Genomic DNA, 19771 nt, shown 5'->3' with positions numbered 1-19771 from the left:
TCGTTTGGCCGGCAGATTTGATCCGCCGGCCAAACATAAACATCAGGCTGTTCGGAAGCGTGCCAGTTCATCACCGGATTTGGCATCATGCGCATGAACAGTACACACAAGGCAACTGTCATAGGATCGACAAACGTGACCGACCTCGACCGGATCCGCGCTGTTCTTGATCGGCGTGCCGATCAACGCTTCTTCGATTGGCCCCCGGGCGCCGTCAGATGTACGCGGCCCAACATTCCATGTCGTCGGCGCGATGATCTGGTAATTGGCGATCTTGCCGTCGCGTACATCGATCCAATGGCACAGCGCACCGCGAATCGCCTCGGTCGCACCCCAGCCCTGTCCGTCTTTTTCAGTTGGCTTTATATACCATTCGTCGTTCAACTGGAACTCGCGCAAATTGCGTTCGGCTTCGCGATAGAGAATGCAAAGCTCGTGCATCCGCGCAAAGTGGCGCAGCATCGTCGAAGCACCGCCCATCTTGCGGTACATATCCAGCACCAACCCGTCGCTGTGCTGGAAGTCATGGCCCGTGTCATTGCCCGCCACCAGACGCCGCGCCAGCGGGCCGGCCTCGAGGCGACCGCTTTCGGCATGCGACACGGCCGTCGACCAGGAATACTTGCCCTCCGGGTCGATGGGGTTCTTGCTCACTGGGTTCGTGGTGCGGTCGAACGGGTGGACCGCACCCGCCGCCTCGTCGTACCAGGCGTGCTGCGTGTCTTCGCGGACAAAGGACTGGTCCATCGGGCTGAATGTGTCGGATGCACCGTCGTAGATGCCCGATTTCATGATCACCGCATCTGAGCGACCATCAATCGTGGGGTTCTGATACTTGTCCTCGTGGGGCAGATACCCCCATGTGGTGAACCGGCCGTGGCCTTTACCGTACTGGTCAAGGCCAATGTCCTTGGACATGCGCCAGAACAGGCCCAGATCAGAATTGGCGTGCTCGGGCTTTTCGTCCAGCCATGCCTCGAATTGCTCCAAGGTCTGGATTTCTTCGTAACGCTCCATTGAGCAGCCGAGCCACAGTGGCTCGATCCAGTTCTGACGGAAATGCTCCAGAATAGACCAGGCGCGGGTGATATCCGTAAGTGTCGGAGAACACATGACGCCGCCAGGCACCATGAAGGACGAATGCGGCCACTGACCGCCCAACAGCGCGTAAATCTCGACCGGACGGCCGGAGATTGTCACGCCTGCTTCATAGGATGTGCCGGTAAACGGGGAATAGCGTTTGACGGCTTCCTCGTAAAACGGGCTCATCGCGTAGTTTTCGTTGGTATAGTCGATCATCCACAACCCATAATGGTGGCGCGGCAGGGACTGCAGAGATTCCACGATCTGGCCGAGGTTGCGCGCCAGAATGGCGTTGCGCGGCACGGTGGTGCCCCAGGCAGTATCGAGTGCCCAGGCTGCGCAGGTCAGGTGTGACGCACCGCAGATCCCGCAGGCGCGCGGCGTGACGACCAGACCGGCTTGGGGGTCCTTGTCTTTCAGGATGACTTCGAACCCGCGAAACATCTCCGCGTGGGTCCAGGCGTTGGTGACAACGCCGTTTTCAATATCGACCCGGACATCCAGATCGCCTTCGACGCGGCCAACCGGCGAAATGTCGAGTGTTTCTACTGCTGCAGACATAATTCTCTCTCCCAATTCGCAGTTAGACTACGAAGATATCTTCCTCTGCCCACGCAGGTGCCGCGCCTTTGGCGGCGGAGGTGAGCTTGATGTAACCCTTCTTGTCCACGCCCTCGGGCATGTCCTTGGGTACACCCATGACGGTTTGTGTCTTGAAGACCGTTCCCGGCGCCAGATCAAAGAACGGGAACTCCGGTTCGGTACAGCCCAGGCAGGGCATACCCGCACGGGTTTTTGACGAATGGCGGTTCCACAGGATGCGATTGCAGGGGCTGTGAGTCATAGGACCACGACACCCCAGATCGTAGAACAGGCACCCCTTGCGCTGGCCGAACGCCGTGGTCGACACCTTGTAGGCAAAATGCATGTTGCGCGTGCACCCGGTCTGCGTGAAAGAGGAAAAGAACGTTTTGGGGCGATGGAATTCATCCAGCGTCAGATCACCGGCCCGACCCGTGGCAACCGCCACCAGAATCTGCGTTACCCAGTCAGGGTGTGCCGGACAACCCGGAATATTGATGACAGGCAATCCGGATTTAGCGGCAAAACCTTCACCCAGTGCGCCGCCCTTGTCGCGCTTGAGAAACTGCAGGCCGACGCTGTCGGACGGGTTCGGCGCCGTCGCCGGAATGCCGCCATAGGTCGCGCAATCGCCGATCGCCACGACAAAATCAGCAACCGCTGACAGCTCTTTCACCCACTCCTTCATCGGGCGCCCGCAGAACCGGTTCCATTCGCCGGTGCCGTCCGGCGCATTGATGACGGTGCCTTCGAAGACAAAGATGTCCAGCTTGATCTCGCCAGAAATACACTTCTCGACGATCGCTTTGACCTGATCGCCCAGTTCAAGCCCGAGGGAGGGTTGCCAAAGGACGTTGATCCCAAAGTCAGTGACCAGATCACATGCGCTTGGTTCCTCTGCATTCAGGAAAGACATCGTGTTGCCGGAACACGCGCCCCCCTGAAGCCACAACAGGTTTGCCATTTTTCTTCCTCCCAAAGACTATCATTCCTGCCGCGACATCCTCGCCTCAGAGCCAGGCTTGTTGCTTGTCGACCCTGCGAAAGTCGCGGCATTTATGGTGGAAGTGTGTACCGTTGCGCACAGTCGAGCAAATCAACACTAGCGGTCAGCGCGGCGATTTCTGGTAACAAAGTGTAAACTGAAAACTAAGTTGCCATGGGGGAATGTAAACTTGGCTGACAGCTGACAGGGCTTAGCCCCGTCGCCCGCAAGCCGGGCATTCGGCCTCTCCGAAGTAGCTGTACCAGATCCCCTTGCAGCTCTTGCACCAATGGCCCCTGGCGCCCGTGCCCGAAGGAGCAACGGCCTTTGACATGGCGGTCAGGCCCAGATTGCGCGGCTTGGACCGGGTCTTGGCCAGTCCGGATCGGGCATAGGGGAAACCAATGACTTTCGTGGCAGGCGCGTCATCGTCCATGTCTTACCCTTTGCGCAGACCGTATCTCTTGATCTTGTTTGCCAGCCCGACTCGTGACAAGCCCAATTCTTCCGCGACCTTACTTTGATTCCAATGAAACGCCTCCAGCGCCTTGGTCAAAACGACCTGCTCCAAATGTTCGACCTTGTCTTTAAGCGTTACACCGGATGGCACGAAAGCTGCGTCCTCGCCGTTTTCGATTGGCGTGCGCGCGATCTTTTCCGATAAATGTCGTAGAGCAACATATCCACCTTGTTCCGCAACCGCGACCATGCGCTGAACTTCGCTTTCCAGCTCGCGGACATTGCCCGGAAATGGGTAATACTCCAACCGCTTCAGAACGTCAGATGTGACACCCAATACCCGGCGACCAACCACACCGGCATATTTCTCAACAAAGAACTGTGTCAGCACCGGGATGTCGTCGGTCCGGTCGCGAAGCGGTGGCAATTCCAGTTGAAACCCGCGTAAACGATAATACAGATCGCGGCGGAAACTGCCTTTTTCCACCATCTCCTCAATTGAACGGTTGGATGCCGCGATGATCCGCACGTTGCTGTACAGTGTCTTGTCTGAACCAAGTGGTTTGACTTCGCCCTCTTGCAGGAAGCGTAAAAGGGCCACCTGAAAATGCGGTGATACTTCTGACACCTCGTCCAGAAACACCGTGCCCCCATCAGCCGCCCGAAAAAGGCCCAGCCGATCCGCAATCGCCCCCGGAAAGGCGCCACGCATGTGGCCAAACAGCTCGGAATACAAGGCATCGTCAGACACACCGCCGCAATTCTGGCTGTGCATGGGTGAATTCACGCGATCCGAGTTAAAGTGAATGGCGCGCGCCAAAAGCTCCTTGCCGGTGCCCGTCTCGCCTCGGATCAGGACCGGCATGCCCGTGGAGGCCGCGACTTTCGCCTCGGCGACAACTTCGGCCATCTTGGGGCTTGCATAGACCAGTCTTTCAAAGCGTGAAACGCCACCCTGAACCGATCCGCCTTCCTCGTCGTTGAAAATCTCGTCATCCAGCGACAGCTTGAGCTCTCTGCTCAGTATCCGGTGCCGGCGCGACAGCTCGGCGTGTTCCAGGGCGCGCTTGACGACGATGCGGATCTGCTGCTCTTGCACCGGTTTGGCAAGATACAAATAGGACGCCGTATCTTCGCAGAGTTGCGCGCCGCAGCTCATTTCATTTTTTTCGCAAATAACAATGCGCCAACACGCGGTATGAGACAAGCGAGACCGCGCCAACGCGTTGTCCGGTCCAAAATCATCCTCATCGACGTCATAGAGAATGAGGTCCACGTTCACTTCGTCAAGGCGGCTCTTTGCGGAGTTATCATCCTCGCAAAAGATCAGCCGATACCCATCCAATTCGCTCAGAGCGCTGGAAGCGGACAGGGTCAAAGCCTTGTCCTTGGACTTGATAAGAACCGTAGATATATTCGACAAGGTGCTTGGACCTCCGTTGCCACTGATGATTGCCGGATCAGTATCAGCAAACATTCTTTGCATAAAGAGAACTATTTATGCAAGTTCTGCTTGCAATCTAGCTTCAGAGTGCAAATCCAGCGCCACTTCGCCTGTTGTGAACATCCAGTGCTACGTCCTGTCACTTCATTCCAATTCAATCGCCCCTCCGGCTCATACCCCGCTGTCATAGCGGCCACGGAGCGAAGGGTTACATCCGACCAAGAAATCCACGAAGCTATTGGTCAACCGCGACGAGGACTTTATCGGACCAGCAAGACCAGGCCGACCGCTCCCCTCAGGTTCCCGCTTGGTGTAGCGAATGCTCGGTTCGGATGATGACCGTATGGGCCAAGCTCAATGACGGGTTTGGCGACATGATCAACAACGCGACGAAGCATGTTCGGCAATTGCGAACGGATGCTGCGTCAGCAAAAGCCGCATCTGCGTAAGTCCGAAATGTCCGCATCTTACCAGTTCGTACACGATGCAGCGAACGGCTGGTGTACGGATAGGGAGGGACTTCTGAGAATTTCATCGTACCAGCCATATGACACACCAATGTCGCTTATTTCACTCGGCTCAAGGGTGACGGGAGATTGTAGGGCAGAACGACCTCTTTACGGACAGCCTCAGCGTAGGATTCTGCCCCTTCCAGCATTCGACCCCACTTACCGATCGGGCACCGCTTCAAGGGAAGTTTCGAACCGCTTGCCCGCCGCTGCAGCTTCTTTCAAGAGCGCGTCGAAATTGTCAGGTGGATTGCCATCTTCCAACATCCCTTTGAACGTCGCATAGGCATCCGTCTTGCTGCCATAGGCGCGCAGGGTCTTGTCGTCGTTCACCCAGGCCAACACGATGACCTTCGCATCGCTGTTGAAGCGATAGAACAACCGATACTGCTGGAAGAATTTCGCCCGGAACCAGTGCTTGCGGTGATCGCCGAGTGTGCCGCCTTGCCGGAAGGCGGCGGCACCCGGATCTGCCGGTATGGCCTCGGTGACCAGCTTGAAGATGGCGGCCAGCCGTTTCGTGGAATTTTTCTTGCGCCAGGTCTTAGGATCGCGTGCCTTACGCGCCTCGACCTCTTCAATCAGCCCTTCGAGCTGATCCAGAAAGAGCGGATGCGCATAAATCGACCATCCGTTTACGACAAGGGGCGCTTGGGCGGGCACGCTATCGCCGCTCATTCATCCTCGAGCGATAGCGGCGCATCGAGATCGACGTCAACGGCTCCGACCAGTGCTGCAAGACGGTCATGCAAAGCCCCATCGAACGCCCGAATGCGGTCCGGATGCGCCTTGATATCGGCCTCGACAAAATCGAGAAAGGCTCCGAGCACGGGATCTTCCTCGTCGCTGCGCACGGGCTCGATATAGACCCTGCCACTCGGCTCGGTGCAGTAACGAATCTGGTCGCCCTTGCCCAGCTTGAGCTGTTTGCGCACACCCGCCGGCACGGTCGTCTGATACCGATCCGTGAGTTTCGAGACATCTTGTGCGAGGGCTGTCATGGCAGTCTCCTGAAGAAAAGGGTCTTTGCTGCCCGCGATAGGTAATGCATTTGCATTGCCTTGTCAAGACAAGCCGCAGCATCTGCTGTCGCCGGGCAGGTCGATGAACCGTCCGGCGCAGGACCTAATTTCGCCCCGCCAGGAACTCCGCCAGCACCGGGCTAGCCGCACCTTTCGCGGAGCTGAGCAGCTCCGAACCCGCAAGCGAGGCCTTCGACAGGCGTACGAGCCCACCAGTTTCCTCGATGCGGTAGCAGCGGCGCTTTTGCCGCCCGCGCCTGTAGTGGGTCGCGGTGACAATCTGGCAGGTACTGCCATCGGTGAGCGTCACAGGTGCTGCGAGCCTGATCTTGTCGCCTTCCTCGTAGTCCGGGATCGCAGCCCAGTCCTGGCAGCGCTGGCGCCAGGCATGGGCATAGCTGTCCGGGTCTTTCAGGTCGGAGAGGAGCTCGATCAGCCCAAGGGGAGCACGAGACTCGTTCGGGCCAGCACTTTCCTCCATGTCCTTGTAGCCCCAGCAGCCGTCATCGTATCGGGTGAGGAAGACAGCACCGAACGTGATGGAGCCATCCGCATCGGTCACATAGGTCGTGTCCTCGACCGGCGAGCCATCGATACTTGTGACCTTTGCCGCCGCGTACCAAGTCGAACCCACCTTGCAGGCTTTGACCAGTTCCGTCTTGCGCCTGTCGCTCTCGAAGGTGCAGAGCCGGGCAATCTCCGCTTTCTCATCCGCGTAGGTCTGGACGCGGCGATCGGTATAGAAGAGCCATCCCATCTCAGAGTCCTTTCTCTCATTGGGGAAATTGTTGTCGTCAATGTCCCGAGAGGGCCGCAGGCCTGGCAGGGTATTGGCGATGCTTGTTTGAGAAAGGGCGCGTTACGCCGCCCTCCGGTCATCGATTTCCATCAGCGCATCGAGCGGCACGCGGTAGGGCTGCATGGCGTCGAAATCCTCGCAATTGCCGCAGTTCTGCACGATCGCGAAGGTATCGCAGGCATCCTTGAGGATGACCCGGAAGGTGCCGCCGAGGCCCGAGGGCACCTCGTAGGTCCCGCCGATGAGATAATCCGAGGCCCGGCGTACGAAGACGCGGATGCTGTGGCCATCGGTGGCGAGCCGGATCGCCCCCCGCCCCCGGTCGATGAGCACCTGCACGTCATCCAGGATGTCGGTGTAGAACTGGCCGGTCAGATCGCGAAACGCCATGCGGCGCTGCGCCATCCAGTCGGTATCCCGAAACGGGTTCATGCCGTCGGCGAAGGCGAAGGAGGGATCTGCCTGTTCGGTGGTGACGATACGGGTGGTCGTGCCATCGATGCCGTTTGAGCGCAGATGCACACCATTGCCGACGATCAGGATCAGGGCGGGCCTGTCCACGGGCCCGTTCCAGTTGGGCAGGAAGGTCTTGCAGGCGCGCGCATGGGCGATCTGTGCCGCAACAGCGGACGCAGAGAACTTGAGAATAGCCATGGGGATGTCTTTCGGTTGGGTGTGGGAGGGTCGACCCGCGCGGGAAATGCCTCGCGCGGGTCGCGTGAGGACTCAGGCCGCTTGCGCGACCTCGCTGTCAGGCTCGGGAGATTCCGAGGCGGGCTCCGCCTCATCACAGACGACACCGGCGGTCTGCATCATCGGCGGGCACCAGGCGGCTACGGCAGCGCGCTGCGCGTCCGTGAGTGTGGCGAACGGCTCTGCAAAGAGCTTGTCGCAGAAGGCCACGATCTCCTTCTTGCTCGACGAGGCCAGCGTCACCGCCTCCTGGGCCAGACCCAGATCCTCGCCGAGGATCTTCAGGAGCCATGCCTTTTTGAAGCGATTGAAGAGCGCCGCGTTCGGCGTCCAATGCGCGCGGATATCGGGCATGATCTCGATCTCGAACGCATGCATCAGGCTGTCGCGCTGGCGGTCCCGCGCGAAGCAGGACTGCGTGGTGCTGGCCGTGGCATAGGCCACGAGCTTGGCCTTCTCGCCGGCCTCCAGCGCGCGAAACGCCGCGAACTGATCGGCGGGCGGGCGGGTATCATCGAGCCACGAGAGGTCCAGCACATCATGCGCCGCGGCCACCTGCGCGAGGGAGGTCTCGTCAATCTCGTCCATCTTGGCGTGGTTGCGGTATTCCTTGCGGGCATCGATCTTGATCGCCTGCGTGACACTCATGCCGCTGGCCAGAACGTCGCTCACCAGCTTGAAGAGCGTCAGATCGAGCGTGGCTTCCGGATGCAGCGCCATCGCGGCGCCAAGGGCCATGGCCCGCTCGGTCTTGAGGTCCTCGGCCAGTGAGGCTGGATAGGTGATTTCGCCGGCGTCCGGGGCCTCTTCCCCGGTCGGGCTAGCCGAAGAGCCGCGCGCGCCCTCCTCTTTCACGGTGTCTTCCGGGCGGACGAGACCAACATGGAGCGTGATCTGCCCACCCTGCCACGACGCGATCACCCCGGACCGCGCGAGGTCCTCGGTGCTGTAAGCCTCCTGCAGATCGCGGGCTTCCTCTTCCAGAGCGTCCACGCGCTCGTAAAGGGCATTGTAGGCACCGTCCTCGAGCCCCTCATCCTCCATCTGGAGCTGCAGTTTATCAAGCTCGGCAGTGATCTCATCGATGCGCTTCTGGGCGGATGCATCCGGCACGATCGGGCCGGGATAGACGCGGCCATAGTCGGCCATGGTCGCGTAATCATAGCGCACCATCGCATCGGCCCAGGCGAAGCCCAGCCTCATACGGGCCTCTTCGGCAGCGGCACCGAGCTTCTCGAGCAAGATGGTCTCGACCAGTGCTGCATCCTCGAGCACGGAATGCTCTTCCAGAAGGTCAGCCGCGACAGCACCGCCGAGGGCCTCGTAGTCCGCGCGCACGAAGGCTCCGATATCGTCGCTGACCTGCACGCCGCGGGATTTGAGCGCTTGCCGGACGGTATAGGCCTGCAGATAGCTGTCTTCCTTGGTGAGCGCCTCGTAGACCTCGCGCTGCACCTCCTGGCTCGGGTGCTCGGCGAAGGCCTTCATCGTGTCGAGCGTGATCACCTTGGAACGGGCCGCGGCGCGGATATCGGGGTGGATCAGCCCGTAGCGCAACCGGCCCTTCACGGCGGTCACGGTGGTGCCGAAGGTTTTGGCGATCGTCTCAGGCGTCTGGCCGTCGACCTCCATCATCCGGGCGAAGGCCTCGAACTCGTCGATTGCGTTCATCGGCGCCTGGGTGATGTTCTCGGCGAGCGACAGTGCCGTGGTGACGTCGCAGTCTTCCGGCACGAGGCGGCAGTCCACCTTGGTCTTCGCCGTGAACCCCTTGGCGACCTTGTCGGCGACCAGCTCCTTCAGCGCGGCACGACGTCGGCCACCGGCCAGGACGGCGTATTTGCCGTCGATCTTCTGGACGAGGAGCGGCTGGAGCAGGCCCAGCACAGCGATGCTGGCCTTTAGATGGGCGATGTTCTCAGGATCATAGGTTTCCGGGGATTTGCTGCGCACATTGGCGGGATGCGGGACCAGATCGCCAATCACGACGGTGAGGGGGGCAAAGCTTGTGGTCATGGGATATCCTTCTCGGTGGGTAAGATGCGGCCCGCGCAGGTGCGCGTGACCAATCCCCGGCTTCGGGGATCACCACGACAAAAGGCCCACTCTCCCTTTAAAGGGCCAGCGGGCCTTCATTTGTTGGGGTGTTAGGGGGAGGAGTCCCCTGCCCTTCTACCAGTCGCGCGCCAGCATGATGGTCAGCACGCGCATGGTGGTGGCGGGATTGTCCGGGGTCTCAGCCCCGTAGCGGAAATCCGAGTCTGCTTCATAGAGGTCGATTTTCCAGAACACGGTCTCGCCCCGGATCTCGACCGCCCCGAAATCATGCCATCCCTCGGGATCATTCTCAGGCTCGAATGTGGCAAACTCACCGGTCGCCTTCACCGCCTCGGCCATGAAGCCGTCACCAGCCTCCATAAGCGCGCGAGTGACATGCATTCGGCCCTGGATGGGCTGCGCGGGCGGCACTCCAAGGCACGCGAGCTTGCGAAACGCGTCGTTCTGCGCCGCGATCACGGTCGAGTCGGGACGATCTGGCTGGGGTTGAACGGTCATGGCCATGGGGATCTCCTTTGAGAAGTTGAAACACCCTTCCCAAAGCCTGCTTTCACTTTTCCGCCTGGCGGATGAATTGAGGCCGAAGGCGCCTTATCCGAACAGCCCTCTGACTCTGTAGTTCGGGTTAGGGATGGTTTCGATCCAGCCGCCTTGTTCTTTGATGCTCTCGAGCGCTGCCGAGAACGGATAAGCGCCATCAGACTGGCTCCACCAATAGGCACCGCGCTTGAAGGTGATTATCTTGCGGCGGCCGTCTTCGAAGCAGGCCACCCGCAGCGTCTTGGGTTCCTTGCGTGACATGCGAGTCTTCGTTCTCTGTGTGGTCAGGCGGCCTCGGCGCTGTCCCCTGCCCTGCCCGCCTCCGATCTGGCGATCAGGTAGTCGCAGGCGCGCTGCGCATCAGCCGCGTGCCGGAAGATCGCGCCCTTGTCCGACCGAAGGACGCGCAACCAGTTATGGAGGTAGGCGGCATTCATCTCGAGCGTATGCGCCGTGAAGCCGAGCGTTTGTCCCAGGAACACCGAGGTCAACTCCGCGACGATCTCCTCGCGCGCGTAAGAGGTGTTGCCAAACTTCGAGAGACCGAAATCACGGTTCAGTCGATGGGGGGCTTTTGTCGCATGGGCCAGCTCATGGGCCCAGACCCCGTAAAAATTGCGCGGGTCCTGGAACCGCGTGATGGACGGCATGTAAACCTTGTCCACGGGCGGCAGGTAGTACGCTTCCGTTCCTGTGAAGACAGTCGTGATGTCGATAGCATCGAAAAACGCCTGCATGTGCGGGATGGGCTCGGACGGCGGATGCTCGGGCACGGGCTCCGGGTCAGGGTAGAAACTGTCGGGCAAGCCCTCGATCTGGCAGGCATTGAACACCCGGTAGGATTTCTGGAAGCGGAAGATGCGGGCTTCCTCGGAGTGATCATCCCCGCTGCTACGGTCGTCCTCGCCGCCCGCGTCTCTCCGGCTTTGACCGTAATAAACGACGACAGAGGACTTTTCGCCCTTGCGGACCTTTGCGTCCAACGCATTGGCTTGCGGCAGCGTCATCCAGAAAGGTGAGCTGTGGCCCGCCATCACGGTCCGCATCGTCAGCAGGAAGTTGTTCACTCCCTGGTAGGGTTCACCGCCCACGCGCAGGGGGCGAGAGCTGCCGCCTGCGGTCCAGGGCTTTCGCCACGGCAGCACGCCGCGCTCGATGATGCGGATGATTTCGTTTGTGATGACCTCAGAGGCATCGAATTTGGGCGTGCGGGATCGGGCCATGGCTGGCGTCCTTTCGTGTGTTGGTGAGAGGGAATGGTGATCAGATTGACTGACGGGGCCGCGGATCGTTGATGATCCTGGCACCGAGCTTTTCGACCATATCGATGTAGTCGGTCAGCGACACGGACCTGCCGGGCCCCCAGGGTTCAGAGTCGTCCGATCCGTCCCGCGTCACCCGCGGCAAGTTCGCGAAGGCGATGACATCGGTGACGGGTCGGATATCGATGAACGGGGTCCCTCGTGCGACCGCAAGAGTGGCCAAGGGAAAGCGCTCGATCGGTGCGAAACTCGACACGGTGGTCCAACCAAGATAGATGAATGTCCCGCCCTCTCCGCAGATCACATGCGCGTTTGGCAATGACGCCGCCTGCTTCAGATAGCCGAGATCACGCAGGACAGTCTCGCGCTCGAGCTGCTGTGCCTGGCCCGTCTGGCCGGTTCGGCGTAGTTCCTTGTGTCGCCACCACGAGGCAGCGGTCGCGCGCAACACGCGCAAGACACCTGTTTGCATCGGAATGCCCCTCATCAGGAACGGCAGACCGGAATCCGGCCCGGACCCATCTGAGGGACCCCAAAGGCCCTCATCCGTCAGTCACAAAACCCGAAGGACACTTCCGTAATGGGGCGGATCATTGTCAAGGGTTTCCGGCAAGCCAAGAATTCCGGCGAACATTTCTTTCTTCACCGGGTTTAAAACACAAAATCAAAAGCTTACTTTTTCTTTTTCACTGCAACGGCACTTCAGGACCGAGGGCTCCCCCTGCCCGGGCTTCGCTCTTCCGTCCGTAGTCAGCCTCAAAGCTGCCACTCTATGCCTGGTTCAAATCTGGTCCTGGGTGCCCATCTTTCACGCGCATTCAACAGGTGTTGATAGCCAGTGTCCTTACGGCATCTCCAGGAACCTCGTCCCGAAAAGGGACCTCTGCGTACCTGTTGTCAGTTGCAGTTCATGCCTCCGTTACGAAAAATCCTTGATGCGTGTCGCTTAGGCCGTCGGGCCCGGGTTCAGCGTGAAGCGAAACGGCGAACCGTCCATCCACATGCGATGCAAAATGACGCCAATTCGGCGCGCGAGCGCAATCAGGGCCCGTTTCGATCCACGCCTGTGCGCCACTCTGAGTGCCCAGGCCTGCAACCAGTTCGGTGCTGCGCGGTGCATCAAGATCGTCGCGGCCTGATACAACGCCGATCGCAATCCTCGATCACCCGCTCGTGTAATCTGCCCGACAATGTCCATCTCTCCGGATTGAGTGCGCCTCGGCGTCAGCCCGACCCAAGGACCGATATCCCTTGATTTCGCGAAGCGGGCCGGGTCATCAATCGCGGATCTTACGGTCAAAGCAACAATTGGGCCAACACCGGGCATTGTCATCATGAGACGGCAAACATCGTCATGTTCCGCCAACCCCACGACCTTTTCATCCAGGCTGGCCAGCTCTGTCCTCAGCTGCCCCCGAGCCCGCAGAAGGGCCAACGCCGAGGCGGACAAGATGTCATTGTCGGCAACCAGCTCCCTCACCCGGGCCTCGTACCTTACCCGGGTGACATGCCCAAGCTTCAGGCCGAAGTTCCTGAGCACTCCCCTCATCGAGAGTTCGATGTTGATGATCGCCTGCTGAATAGACTTGCGCGCCGACAGCAACGCGCGAATTTCCTGGGAGGACACGGATTTGCGGTGCACGGGCCTGTACCAACCCATTTGCAACAATCGAGCAATTCCCTGGGCATCGCGCCTATCGGTCTTGATAGGCATGGCTTTCAAGGCGGCCTTCACCAATCGCGTTTCCATCAAGACCACGTCAAATCCGGCCTCTTCGATGCCCTTGCTCAGCCATTGGGACAGTGGTCCGGCTTCGAGCCCGATCGCGTCGACCGCGTACGGCAATGACGCCATCGCACGCACCAGCGCTTCAGGCTCGCTGGCTGCCTCCAACTCCTCAACAACCTTCCCCTGCGGCCCCAGCACACAAATCGCCGTGCTTGCCAGAGATACATCCAATCCGATAAATACATTCATGTCGTTGCCCTTCTATTCTTAGGAATTGAGGCGCATGGAAACATACGACCTCGTAGACGCGCTGCAGGCGCATCAAGGGCAACGGCACTTCAGATCATGCTGACAAACAAGCGAAACGTGCTCGATTCGCCGAAAGCCCCATTACGGCATCTTTCACTTTTTTCGGGCATTGACCCTGTCCTGGCCAATTTCAGCGGATCCTCACCACACCGCGCCATGTCTGCGTTTTTGTCGAAGCCATTGATTTGGAACAGCAGAGGCATCTGGGGACGCAAAATCGGCAACGGGGATCGGCAAAATTTTGCACAAGTTGCTAAATTATCGTTACTTGGCAGATAGTTAGCAGATTCAGCAGATCGGCAAGATATTTTTCTACAGCCCTGCCTACATCTGCGGATGCGTAACATCTTTTAATCTTACCCTCTTACGCCGCTTGCCCGCTGAGCCTGCCATAAAAGCTACGCTCAAGATGCAGCTCCCCTGCCCCGGCTTTCTCGACCATGCCGCGCAGATATCCGCCTGGTGAAGCAACCTCGCCCGCGCTGTGCTTCTCGAACACAAGTGCAAACGCAGCCGTGGCCACCTGAGTGCCCATTCGGTCCTGAGCCACGTTCCAAGCATGCTCCGAAATCCCGATCATCGGCCTGAGTTGCCCGGCAACCCGATGCAGATCGCCCCAATCCTTCAGGAATCCGCCCATATTACGCGCCCAGGACGCGAACTCTGGACAGGCCTGCATGATTGTTGGCAGGTCAAGCGCGGTTCGCTTCTTGCGCACCTCTGCAACCCAGTCTTCCAGTTCCCCATCAACCCGCTCCTCGGGTCGTGCATTGGGCACGACATCCGCCGCTTCCTCTTTTTCAGAGGAATTACTTATTACAGGAATAAGTTGATTTGTAATTAGTATATGGGGTTCAGAAATGACCTCCCTGGGGTTCATTTCTTGGGTCTTCTTCATAACTTGGGCGTCATTTTTGTCGGTGTTTTCCACAGGGTTTATCGCACCAGTCGCCTTGAGATAGGCCGCCTCGACTCGTTCCTGAAGTTCCTTGAACCACGCCAGTAGTCGCTCCAGTTGTTCAGAGGCTTGATGGCGGCGCGGAAGTCGGTCCAGAAGCTCCTCGAAGAGACCCGTGAATTGCGTCCAGGGCCCGCGCAACGCGCCGCTTACCGCCGCCTCGATCCGCGCGCGGATTATCCGGCGCGCAACCGTGATCTGACGCTTCAAGCGCTGGCAGAGCTCGCGCTCGGCCTGCAACTCGGCCTGCAGCTCTTCAAACTCCTCGACTCGAGCCGAAAGCGGCGACAGATCGAAGCCGTAGGCCTCGACGATACGCCCCTCAGCGTCTCTGCGGCCCCACCGTTTGCCATTCGGGCTATCCTGGAAAGAGATCACACCGTTCTCTGCCAGACGCCGCGCATGACGCTTCAGTGCCGACAGAGAGAAGCCGGTCTGTTCCATCAGATAGGCGTTAGAGGCCCAGACGATCGGGCGCTGCCCCTCCTCCCAGTCCTGGGCCTGCGTGAAGGCCCCCAGTGTATCGAGGAGCATCATGTCGCCGGCCTTCAGACCGATATGCGCTCCAACGCGCTTGAGCGCGACAAATGCCCGCGTCTTGGGTACTGCTACCCGTTCACCGGCTTGGGCAAGCTGCTCAGCAATCCCAAGACCCGGTGTCGGCTTGCGCCAACCTGTATGTTTCATGCCTGTATCTCACCTCCGGTTGTGTGGAGGCAAAAGAAAGCCGTTCGCTCAGAAGCGTTCGTCGTTGACAGTGAATCCTGTGAGACTTATCTTGAAGGTGACCAAACCATTAAGATCAGCTCTCAGGCCACACCGCTTGGGGGCTTTTCTTTTGCCGTTAATTCACTTGTCGTTCCTTTTTTGCTCCTTGCCTCATCGTTCCGAAGAACATCTCACCAACGCTGTCTTCAGTCGGTATCCTTCTCCGCGTCTTCGACGTTCAAATAGCTTGCGACTAAGTCTCCAAGCTTTTCGAGACGCTCTTGGTCAATCGGCACTCCTGCAACCTTGATTGATAGGTTTCCATCGACGGAAGTGACCGAAAGATTTCGGTTGCCCACCTTGCGCTTTACGGTGAGTTTTTGGGGCTTTGTCTTTGGTTTTGGCTTGGCTTTGTTCGTTCTCTCCAAGCTCGCTAAGGCACCCTGTAAATCGCGAAAGCTCATGTCGTAGACGTTCTTGAACGTGTTCAAGATTTGATCCTGCGCAGCGAAAACGGACCGTGCTCGCGAGACTAGGCTCTCATGCACACCAATTTTCTTGGCGAAGGCCACAGCTGTCAGTTTCTCTTCGCCAGAAGCCAGCGTCTCATACATTTCACCAATCGAAACCAATCGCTCAAAAGGGCTGAGATTCTCGCGCTCCTCATTCTCGCGAAACCGCAGAAACAACATTTCAAACTTGCTGTTCTCAGCGTTTCGCGCGTCAGGCGGAGCAAGTATTGCACGAAGGGGTACACCGAGCTCTGACGCGGCAGCCAGTCGGCGGCGTCCTGTCAGCATCACGAATGGAACCCCCGCGATATTCGACGGGTCCAACGGATCCGGCTGCCAATCCGGATCCTCCGGCCACACTAGAATGGGCGTGTCCTGCCCGTTCGAAGCGATGCTGTTTACCAAAGACCTGAAGGCTTCCTGGGACATCCAGTCTTGTCGGCGGTCGGTTCCCATTGGATCGGAGATTTGATCTGGCGACAGGCTTATCTCATGGCGACCGTTGAGGATATCCAAACAAAGCTCGGCTCTGCTTCGCTCTACTGCAGCTTGCGACTGCGCAAGCGCTCCTGATTTCCAGGCACTGCCGGCCCCCTTGAAAGGAGTCGAAACAGCATCACTCGATTCTGTCCTGCCTTCGGAGCCGCTCGCACGTTCCTTGTTTGTATCGAGATTGGTAGCCTTGCTGACCAGCGACCTTGGAATACTGCGTTTCATGCTTCACCCTCGCCGTCATCTTCATAGAATTCGTCCATCCAAGTATTGGCGTAGCCACGTTCGAGTCCTGGCCAGAGTCGCGATATTATGGCGTCGTTCACGGCGTCGGCATTCGTGATGAACCGGTTGATCCCCTTGCGCTTTCCCGGCGTGTCTGGCTCGTATTCGTATACGGACTGATAGACGTCCGAAGCGTTCGAGATCGCGTCGGAACGCAAATAAAACACGGGCAGAATCTCCGTGGGGCAATGTTCTAGCAGGTTTCCGATGTGGTTAAGATCCTGCGCATTGGACCGTTGAACGATCGTTGGCAACAGCATGTTCGCACCGGTTCCGATCTCGATCCTTTCATGGGCCAGGATGTGCTGAAGCATCCCAAGCAGGCCAGTCACAAAGGTCGACAACGTCGCAATGTCGAACCCCTTCATGGTTTGCGGTATGACCAGCGAAGTAGACGCAATCACGTTATTCAACTGGAACAGTGTGAGCGCGGGTTGATAGTCGATGATGATGACATCCAGCGTCTCCGCTAGTGCGGTGTCGAGCCGCTCCTGGTCGACCTTGCCGTCGACTACCAATTCGTTGGGTAGCGTTTTCGGTGGGTGGCCCGCTTTCCAGCGGTCGATGGCATCGCGTAGGTAGCGGTAAAAGCTCTTTCCGGCGGGGGCTTCGCGGACAAGCCGCGCAATCTGGATCTCACCCTCGGATGTTTCGCCGTGAGCTGGAAGCAGACGCAGGCCTGGCCAGGAGGTCTTGAGAAGGAAGCTATCGAGCGTTTGCGCATCGTGGTCGGTATATGGCGCGTCTTCCGACTGAAAGAGTCCAGCAAAGTCCACCATGGAGGCGGTGTTTTCGTCGGGCATTTGGGGAAGGCCCTCTCCCCCGACGAAGTAGAGCGTTATTGTACTTTGCGGGTCAGCATCCATAACACCGACACGCATGCCGTAGTGCAAGCTGAGATACTGGGCAAAATGCGCGGCGCTCAGACTTTTGGCGGTCCCGCCTTTCTGGCTTGCAAACGAGATGACGGGCAAAGGTGCGTCAGGCTTCCGCCAGGCCAGGTAGTCGTACGGCCGCTTTGCCGAGGCTGCCAGAAGGGCCCGCATGTGCATCAATTCTGAAAGCGTGAAAACACGCTCTCTTCCAACATATTCTCCTGCGGGAAAGTCATCGCTCGAATTGGCGAACTTGGTCAGATACTGAATACTCACATTGAGAAACCTAGCGCACTGGCGCATGGACCAGGTTCGCTTGATGCGCTGACGCAAGGTGAGTTCCTTGTTCACTGCCACCATCGTGCGCTCAAGCCCACGTGACAGATCCGTCAAAAACTGTTCTAAACTACCGCTCATTTATAAGCCCTGACTTCGGTTGGGTCCGAGTTCGACTCGATTCTGCTTCAATGGTAGCACGGTTCTGAGTAAAAGATAAAGATACCACGCGCCTATAGGTTTCAGGCGCTTATTTTGAGGCTCAGTGGCTCCAGAAACTCCAATCTTGAACGCGTTCAAGATTGGAGTTTAAGTCGGCTGGCCAGAGCGAAGCCGATCAACCATGCATGTTTCACGCCGCGTCTTTCGGACCCCAGGAGATGACCGTCCTAGTTGGTGGCTTTGCCCATGTTTGCGTTGAAGCCGTGATCACAGATGCTCACCGTGAAGTAGCCAGCGCCGGTCTCCCCTTTCTGAATCTTCTAGATGCCGCCGCACTCGGTCAGCTTGCCTCACGGGGAGCGTCCGGCGACGCGTTGCGCGAAGGCCGTGCTGTTCGACCTCGCGACGGGTTCGATGGTAATTTCCAGGTCGGAGGTCAAGATGGAGATTGAGCCGAAGCTTTTGGCGGTTTCATTGTCGGCGCTTGTGAAACTGATGCAGCCCGAAGGGTAGCCGCGCGGTTGACCAAGGCCTGACCACGCTGGATGCGAAGCGCCGCATAGAAGGGTAGGGGAGGAAGATGGGCCACAGCCGTTGTAGACGGGGCGGCCGCTGCGATGTGCATTCCATGCAACCGGTACGCACCGGGAGACCTGCGGGGACCGGAAAAAATGCCACAGGGAAATGCGCGGCGTACTTAAAACTGAACAAAACAAGTAGACCCCTTACTCTCGTGCACGCGCGCAACAAGCGTTGCGCTATAGTGCTCTCAACAGCCCGATCCCTTGCTCAAGAGGCATTGCACGAACGCCTTCGGCCACGGGGACGTCATGCTCTCCGGCGTAGATCAACAGCTTCCGGCTGGCCTTGATGTCTTCCGCGCCCACATAGAACCCGCGCGAGACCTTTGGCGCAGTCGTGCGCTTGATCTCAACGGCCCAGATGTCGCCCCCAGGCAGGCGAAGGACCAAGTCAAGTTCAGCTCCGGCAGAAGTGCGATAGAAGAAGGGTTCGGTGCCGGTTGGTGCAGCGGCAAGAAGGGCCTCGATACAGAACCCCTCCCAACTGCCGCCAACGACAGGGTGCCCGAGCAAGCCCTCGATTGTCCCAATGCCTAACAGGGCATGCACGACCCCGCTGTCGCGGACATAAACCTTTGGCGATTTCACCAAACGCTTGCCGACATTCTCATGCCAGGGCTGCAGTCGCCGCACCAGCATGAGATCAACGAGCAGATCGAGGTAGCGTCCAATCGTTTGGCCGGAGACGCCCAGCCCCTCGGCGAGGGCTGCAGCGTTCAATAGACCACCTTGCACATGCGCAAGCATTGTCCAGAAGCGCCGCAAGGTTGCGGCTGGAATACGCGGTCCGAGGGCAGGGATGTCACGTTCCAAATATGTACGCAGAAAATCCAGACGCCAATCCATGCTGGCTTGATCGCTTGAAGCCATGAAGCTGTCAGGAAAGCCACCACGCAGCCAGAGCGCATTCAACTGATCAGCCCCCACCTCGGTAAGCTGTAGAGGGGGCATTTCGATATACCTGACACGTCCAGCAAGGGATTCTGCCGACTGTTGGAGTAGGACGTTGGAGGCTGATCCCAAGAGCAGAAACTGGCCCGCTCGAAAACCGGCCCGCCTGCGCTGGTCGATCTGACCACGCAGGCTCTTGAACAGGCCAGGCATCTGCTGCACCTCATCGAGGATGACGAGTTTTCCCGCCTGTTCATCCAGATATAGATCCGGTTCGGTCAGGATCTGCCTGTCCGCATCTCGTTCTAGATCAAGGTATACCGATGGTTGCTCCGAAGCGATGTCTAGAGCGAGCGTGGTTTTCCCAACCTGCCGGGGGCCGAGGAGGACAACAGCAGCTTGGCTCTCGAGCGCGGATTGCACAAAGTGATGAGTTTGGCGCTTATACATACCTTGCAATTACTCCACTCGATGGAAGATTTGCAAGGATAAACTGCTTAGCGGATAAAGTTGCCACTCAATTGGAGATGTCGCCTGATGTGACGAACAGGCTTAGC

17 protein-coding genes are annotated in these 19771 nt (G+C 58.6%); all 17 read right to left on the bottom strand.

Annotation, left to right across the window (positions count from 1 at the left end):
* Positions 1–42: 42 nt before the first annotated feature.
* The 17 genes from FTO60_RS16825 to FTO60_RS16740 all read right to left on the bottom strand — a co-directional run bounded on the left by FTO60_RS16825 (position 43) and on the right by FTO60_RS16740 (position 19664).
* A complete protein-coding gene (locus FTO60_RS16825) occupies positions 43–1644 on the bottom strand; it encodes a nickel-dependent hydrogenase large subunit (RefSeq protein ID WP_037240008.1) in 1602 nt (533 codons plus the stop codon).
* Between the two features lie 22 nt (positions 1645–1666).
* The gene (locus FTO60_RS16820) at positions 1667–2629 is read right to left on the bottom strand and encodes a hydrogenase (RefSeq protein ID WP_037240005.1); all 963 of its coding nucleotides are present in this window, start codon (positions 2627–2629) and stop codon (positions 1667–1669) included.
* 460 nt (positions 2630–3089) lie between these two features.
* Positions 3090–4268, bottom strand: a complete 1179-nt coding sequence (locus FTO60_RS16815; RefSeq protein ID WP_254696962.1) for a sigma-54 dependent transcriptional regulator — start codon at positions 4266–4268, stop codon at positions 3090–3092.
* Between the two features lie 953 nt (positions 4269–5221).
* The gene (locus tag FTO60_RS16810) at positions 5222–5740 is read right to left on the bottom strand and encodes a type II toxin-antitoxin system YhaV family toxin (protein ID WP_148057223.1); all 519 of its coding nucleotides are present in this window, start codon (positions 5738–5740) and stop codon (positions 5222–5224) included.
* Positions 5737–6063 carry a type II toxin-antitoxin system PrlF family antitoxin gene (locus FTO60_RS16805; protein ID WP_148057222.1) on the bottom strand — a complete coding sequence of 109 codons (327 nt, stop codon included), beginning with the start codon at positions 6061–6063 and terminating at the stop codon, positions 5737–5739. The genes FTO60_RS16810 and FTO60_RS16805 overlap by 4 nt, the downstream gene beginning before the upstream one ends.
* A 124-nt stretch (positions 6064–6187) precedes the next feature.
* On the bottom strand, positions 6188–6841 hold the full coding sequence (locus tag FTO60_RS16800; RefSeq protein WP_037239996.1) for a hypothetical protein: 654 nt from the start codon (positions 6839–6841) through the stop codon (positions 6188–6190).
* Between the two features lie 102 nt (positions 6842–6943).
* Positions 6944–7537 carry a hypothetical protein gene (locus tag FTO60_RS16795; protein WP_025042408.1) on the bottom strand — a complete coding sequence of 198 codons (594 nt, stop codon included), beginning with the start codon at positions 7535–7537 and terminating at the stop codon, positions 6944–6946.
* A 72-nt stretch (positions 7538–7609) separates the two neighbouring features.
* Positions 7610–9592 (bottom strand): ParB/RepB/Spo0J family partition protein, encoded by a 1983-nt coding sequence (locus tag FTO60_RS16790; protein ID WP_148057221.1) that lies wholly within the window; start codon positions 9590–9592, stop codon positions 7610–7612.
* A 156-nt stretch (positions 9593–9748) separates the two neighbouring features.
* A complete protein-coding gene (locus FTO60_RS16785) occupies positions 9749–10138 on the bottom strand; it encodes a DUF3768 domain-containing protein (protein ID WP_008282920.1) in 390 nt (129 codons plus the stop codon).
* A gap of 87 nt (positions 10139–10225) precedes the next feature.
* The gene (locus FTO60_RS16780; protein ID WP_081508710.1) at positions 10226–10435 is read right to left on the bottom strand and encodes a DUF6330 family protein; all 210 of its coding nucleotides are present in this window, start codon (positions 10433–10435) and stop codon (positions 10226–10228) included.
* A gap of 23 nt (positions 10436–10458) precedes the next feature.
* Positions 10459–11397: an ArdC family protein gene (locus tag FTO60_RS16775; RefSeq protein WP_148057220.1), complete on the bottom strand. Its 939-nt coding sequence runs from the start codon at positions 11395–11397 to the stop codon at positions 10459–10461.
* Between the two features lie 40 nt (positions 11398–11437).
* Positions 11438–11908, bottom strand: a complete 471-nt coding sequence (locus tag FTO60_RS16770; protein WP_223866062.1) for a hypothetical protein — start codon at positions 11906–11908, stop codon at positions 11438–11440.
* Positions 11909–12382: 474 nt separating this feature from the next.
* Positions 12383–13414: an IS110 family transposase gene (locus FTO60_RS16765; protein ID WP_148057218.1), complete on the bottom strand. Its 1032-nt coding sequence runs from the start codon at positions 13412–13414 to the stop codon at positions 12383–12385.
* Between the two features lie 424 nt (positions 13415–13838).
* Entirely contained in the window at positions 13839–15119 is a 1281-nt protein-coding gene (gene repC, locus FTO60_RS16760) for a plasmid replication protein RepC (protein WP_114284456.1), read from the bottom strand.
* Positions 15120–15346: 227 nt separating this feature from the next.
* The gene (locus FTO60_RS16755; protein ID WP_092765122.1) at positions 15347–16369 is read right to left on the bottom strand and encodes a ParB N-terminal domain-containing protein; all 1023 of its coding nucleotides are present in this window, start codon (positions 16367–16369) and stop codon (positions 15347–15349) included.
* On the bottom strand, positions 16366–17721 hold the full coding sequence (locus FTO60_RS16750) for a ParA family protein (RefSeq protein ID WP_012187063.1): 1356 nt from the start codon (positions 17719–17721) through the stop codon (positions 16366–16368). Before FTO60_RS16750 ends, FTO60_RS16755 begins: the two co-directional genes overlap by 4 nt.
* Before the next feature lie 779 nt (positions 17722–18500).
* A complete protein-coding gene (locus FTO60_RS16740) occupies positions 18501–19664 on the bottom strand; it encodes an ATP-binding protein (protein WP_148057217.1) in 1164 nt (387 codons plus the stop codon).
* Positions 19665–19771: the final 107 nt, after the last annotated feature.

The organism is Octadecabacter sp. SW4, assembly GCF_008065155.1.
Classification (GTDB): domain Bacteria; phylum Pseudomonadota; class Alphaproteobacteria; order Rhodobacterales; family Rhodobacteraceae; genus SW4.
Note: the sequence above shows the minus strand (reverse complement) of the source record. Positions and strands in the feature narration are given on the sequence as shown.

What these genes read in the sequence shown, in the direction of transcription:
- FTO60_RS16825 (WP_037240008.1), bottom strand. Translation starts at nt 1,644, where the DNA reads ATGTCTGCAGCAGTAGAAACACTCGACATTTCGCCGGTTGGCCGCGTC.
- FTO60_RS16820 (WP_037240005.1), bottom strand. Translation starts at nt 2,629, where the DNA reads ATGGCAAACCTGTTGTGGCTTCAGGGGGGCGCGTGTTCCGGCAACACG.
- FTO60_RS16815 (WP_254696962.1), bottom strand. Translation starts at nt 4,268, where the DNA reads ATGAGCTGCGGCGCGCAACTCTGCGAAGATACGGCGTCCTATTTGTAT.
- FTO60_RS16810 (WP_148057223.1), bottom strand. Translation starts at nt 5,740, where the DNA reads ATGAGCGGCGATAGCGTGCCCGCCCAAGCGCCCCTTGTCGTAAACGGA.
- FTO60_RS16805 (WP_148057222.1), bottom strand. Translation starts at nt 6,063, where the DNA reads ATGACAGCCCTCGCACAAGATGTCTCGAAACTCACGGATCGGTATCAG.
- FTO60_RS16800 (WP_037239996.1), bottom strand. Translation starts at nt 6,841, where the DNA reads ATGGGATGGCTCTTCTATACCGATCGCCGCGTCCAGACCTACGCGGAT.
- FTO60_RS16795 (WP_025042408.1), bottom strand. Translation starts at nt 7,537, where the DNA reads ATGGCTATTCTCAAGTTCTCTGCGTCCGCTGTTGCGGCACAGATCGCC.
- FTO60_RS16790 (WP_148057221.1), bottom strand. Translation starts at nt 9,592, where the DNA reads ATGACCACAAGCTTTGCCCCCCTCACCGTCGTGATTGGCGATCTGGTC.
- FTO60_RS16785 (WP_008282920.1), bottom strand. Translation starts at nt 10,138, where the DNA reads ATGGCCATGACCGTTCAACCCCAGCCAGATCGTCCCGACTCGACCGTG.
- FTO60_RS16780 (WP_081508710.1), bottom strand. Translation starts at nt 10,435, where the DNA reads ATGTCACGCAAGGAACCCAAGACGCTGCGGGTGGCCTGCTTCGAAGAC.
- FTO60_RS16775 (WP_148057220.1), bottom strand. Translation starts at nt 11,397, where the DNA reads ATGGCCCGATCCCGCACGCCCAAATTCGATGCCTCTGAGGTCATCACA.
- FTO60_RS16770 (WP_223866062.1), bottom strand. Translation starts at nt 11,908, where the DNA reads ATGCAAACAGGTGTCTTGCGCGTGTTGCGCGCGACCGCTGCCTCGTGG.
- FTO60_RS16765 (WP_148057218.1), bottom strand. Translation starts at nt 13,414, where the DNA reads ATGAATGTATTTATCGGATTGGATGTATCTCTGGCAAGCACGGCGATT.
- repC (WP_114284456.1), bottom strand. Translation starts at nt 15,119, where the DNA reads ATGAAACATACAGGTTGGCGCAAGCCGACACCGGGTCTTGGGATTGCT.
- FTO60_RS16755 (WP_092765122.1), bottom strand. Translation starts at nt 16,369, where the DNA reads ATGAAACGCAGTATTCCAAGGTCGCTGGTCAGCAAGGCTACCAATCTC.
- FTO60_RS16750 (WP_012187063.1), bottom strand. Translation starts at nt 17,721, where the DNA reads ATGAGCGGTAGTTTAGAACAGTTTTTGACGGATCTGTCACGTGGGCTT.
- FTO60_RS16740 (WP_148057217.1), bottom strand. Translation starts at nt 19,664, where the DNA reads ATGTATAAGCGCCAAACTCATCACTTTGTGCAATCCGCGCTCGAGAGC.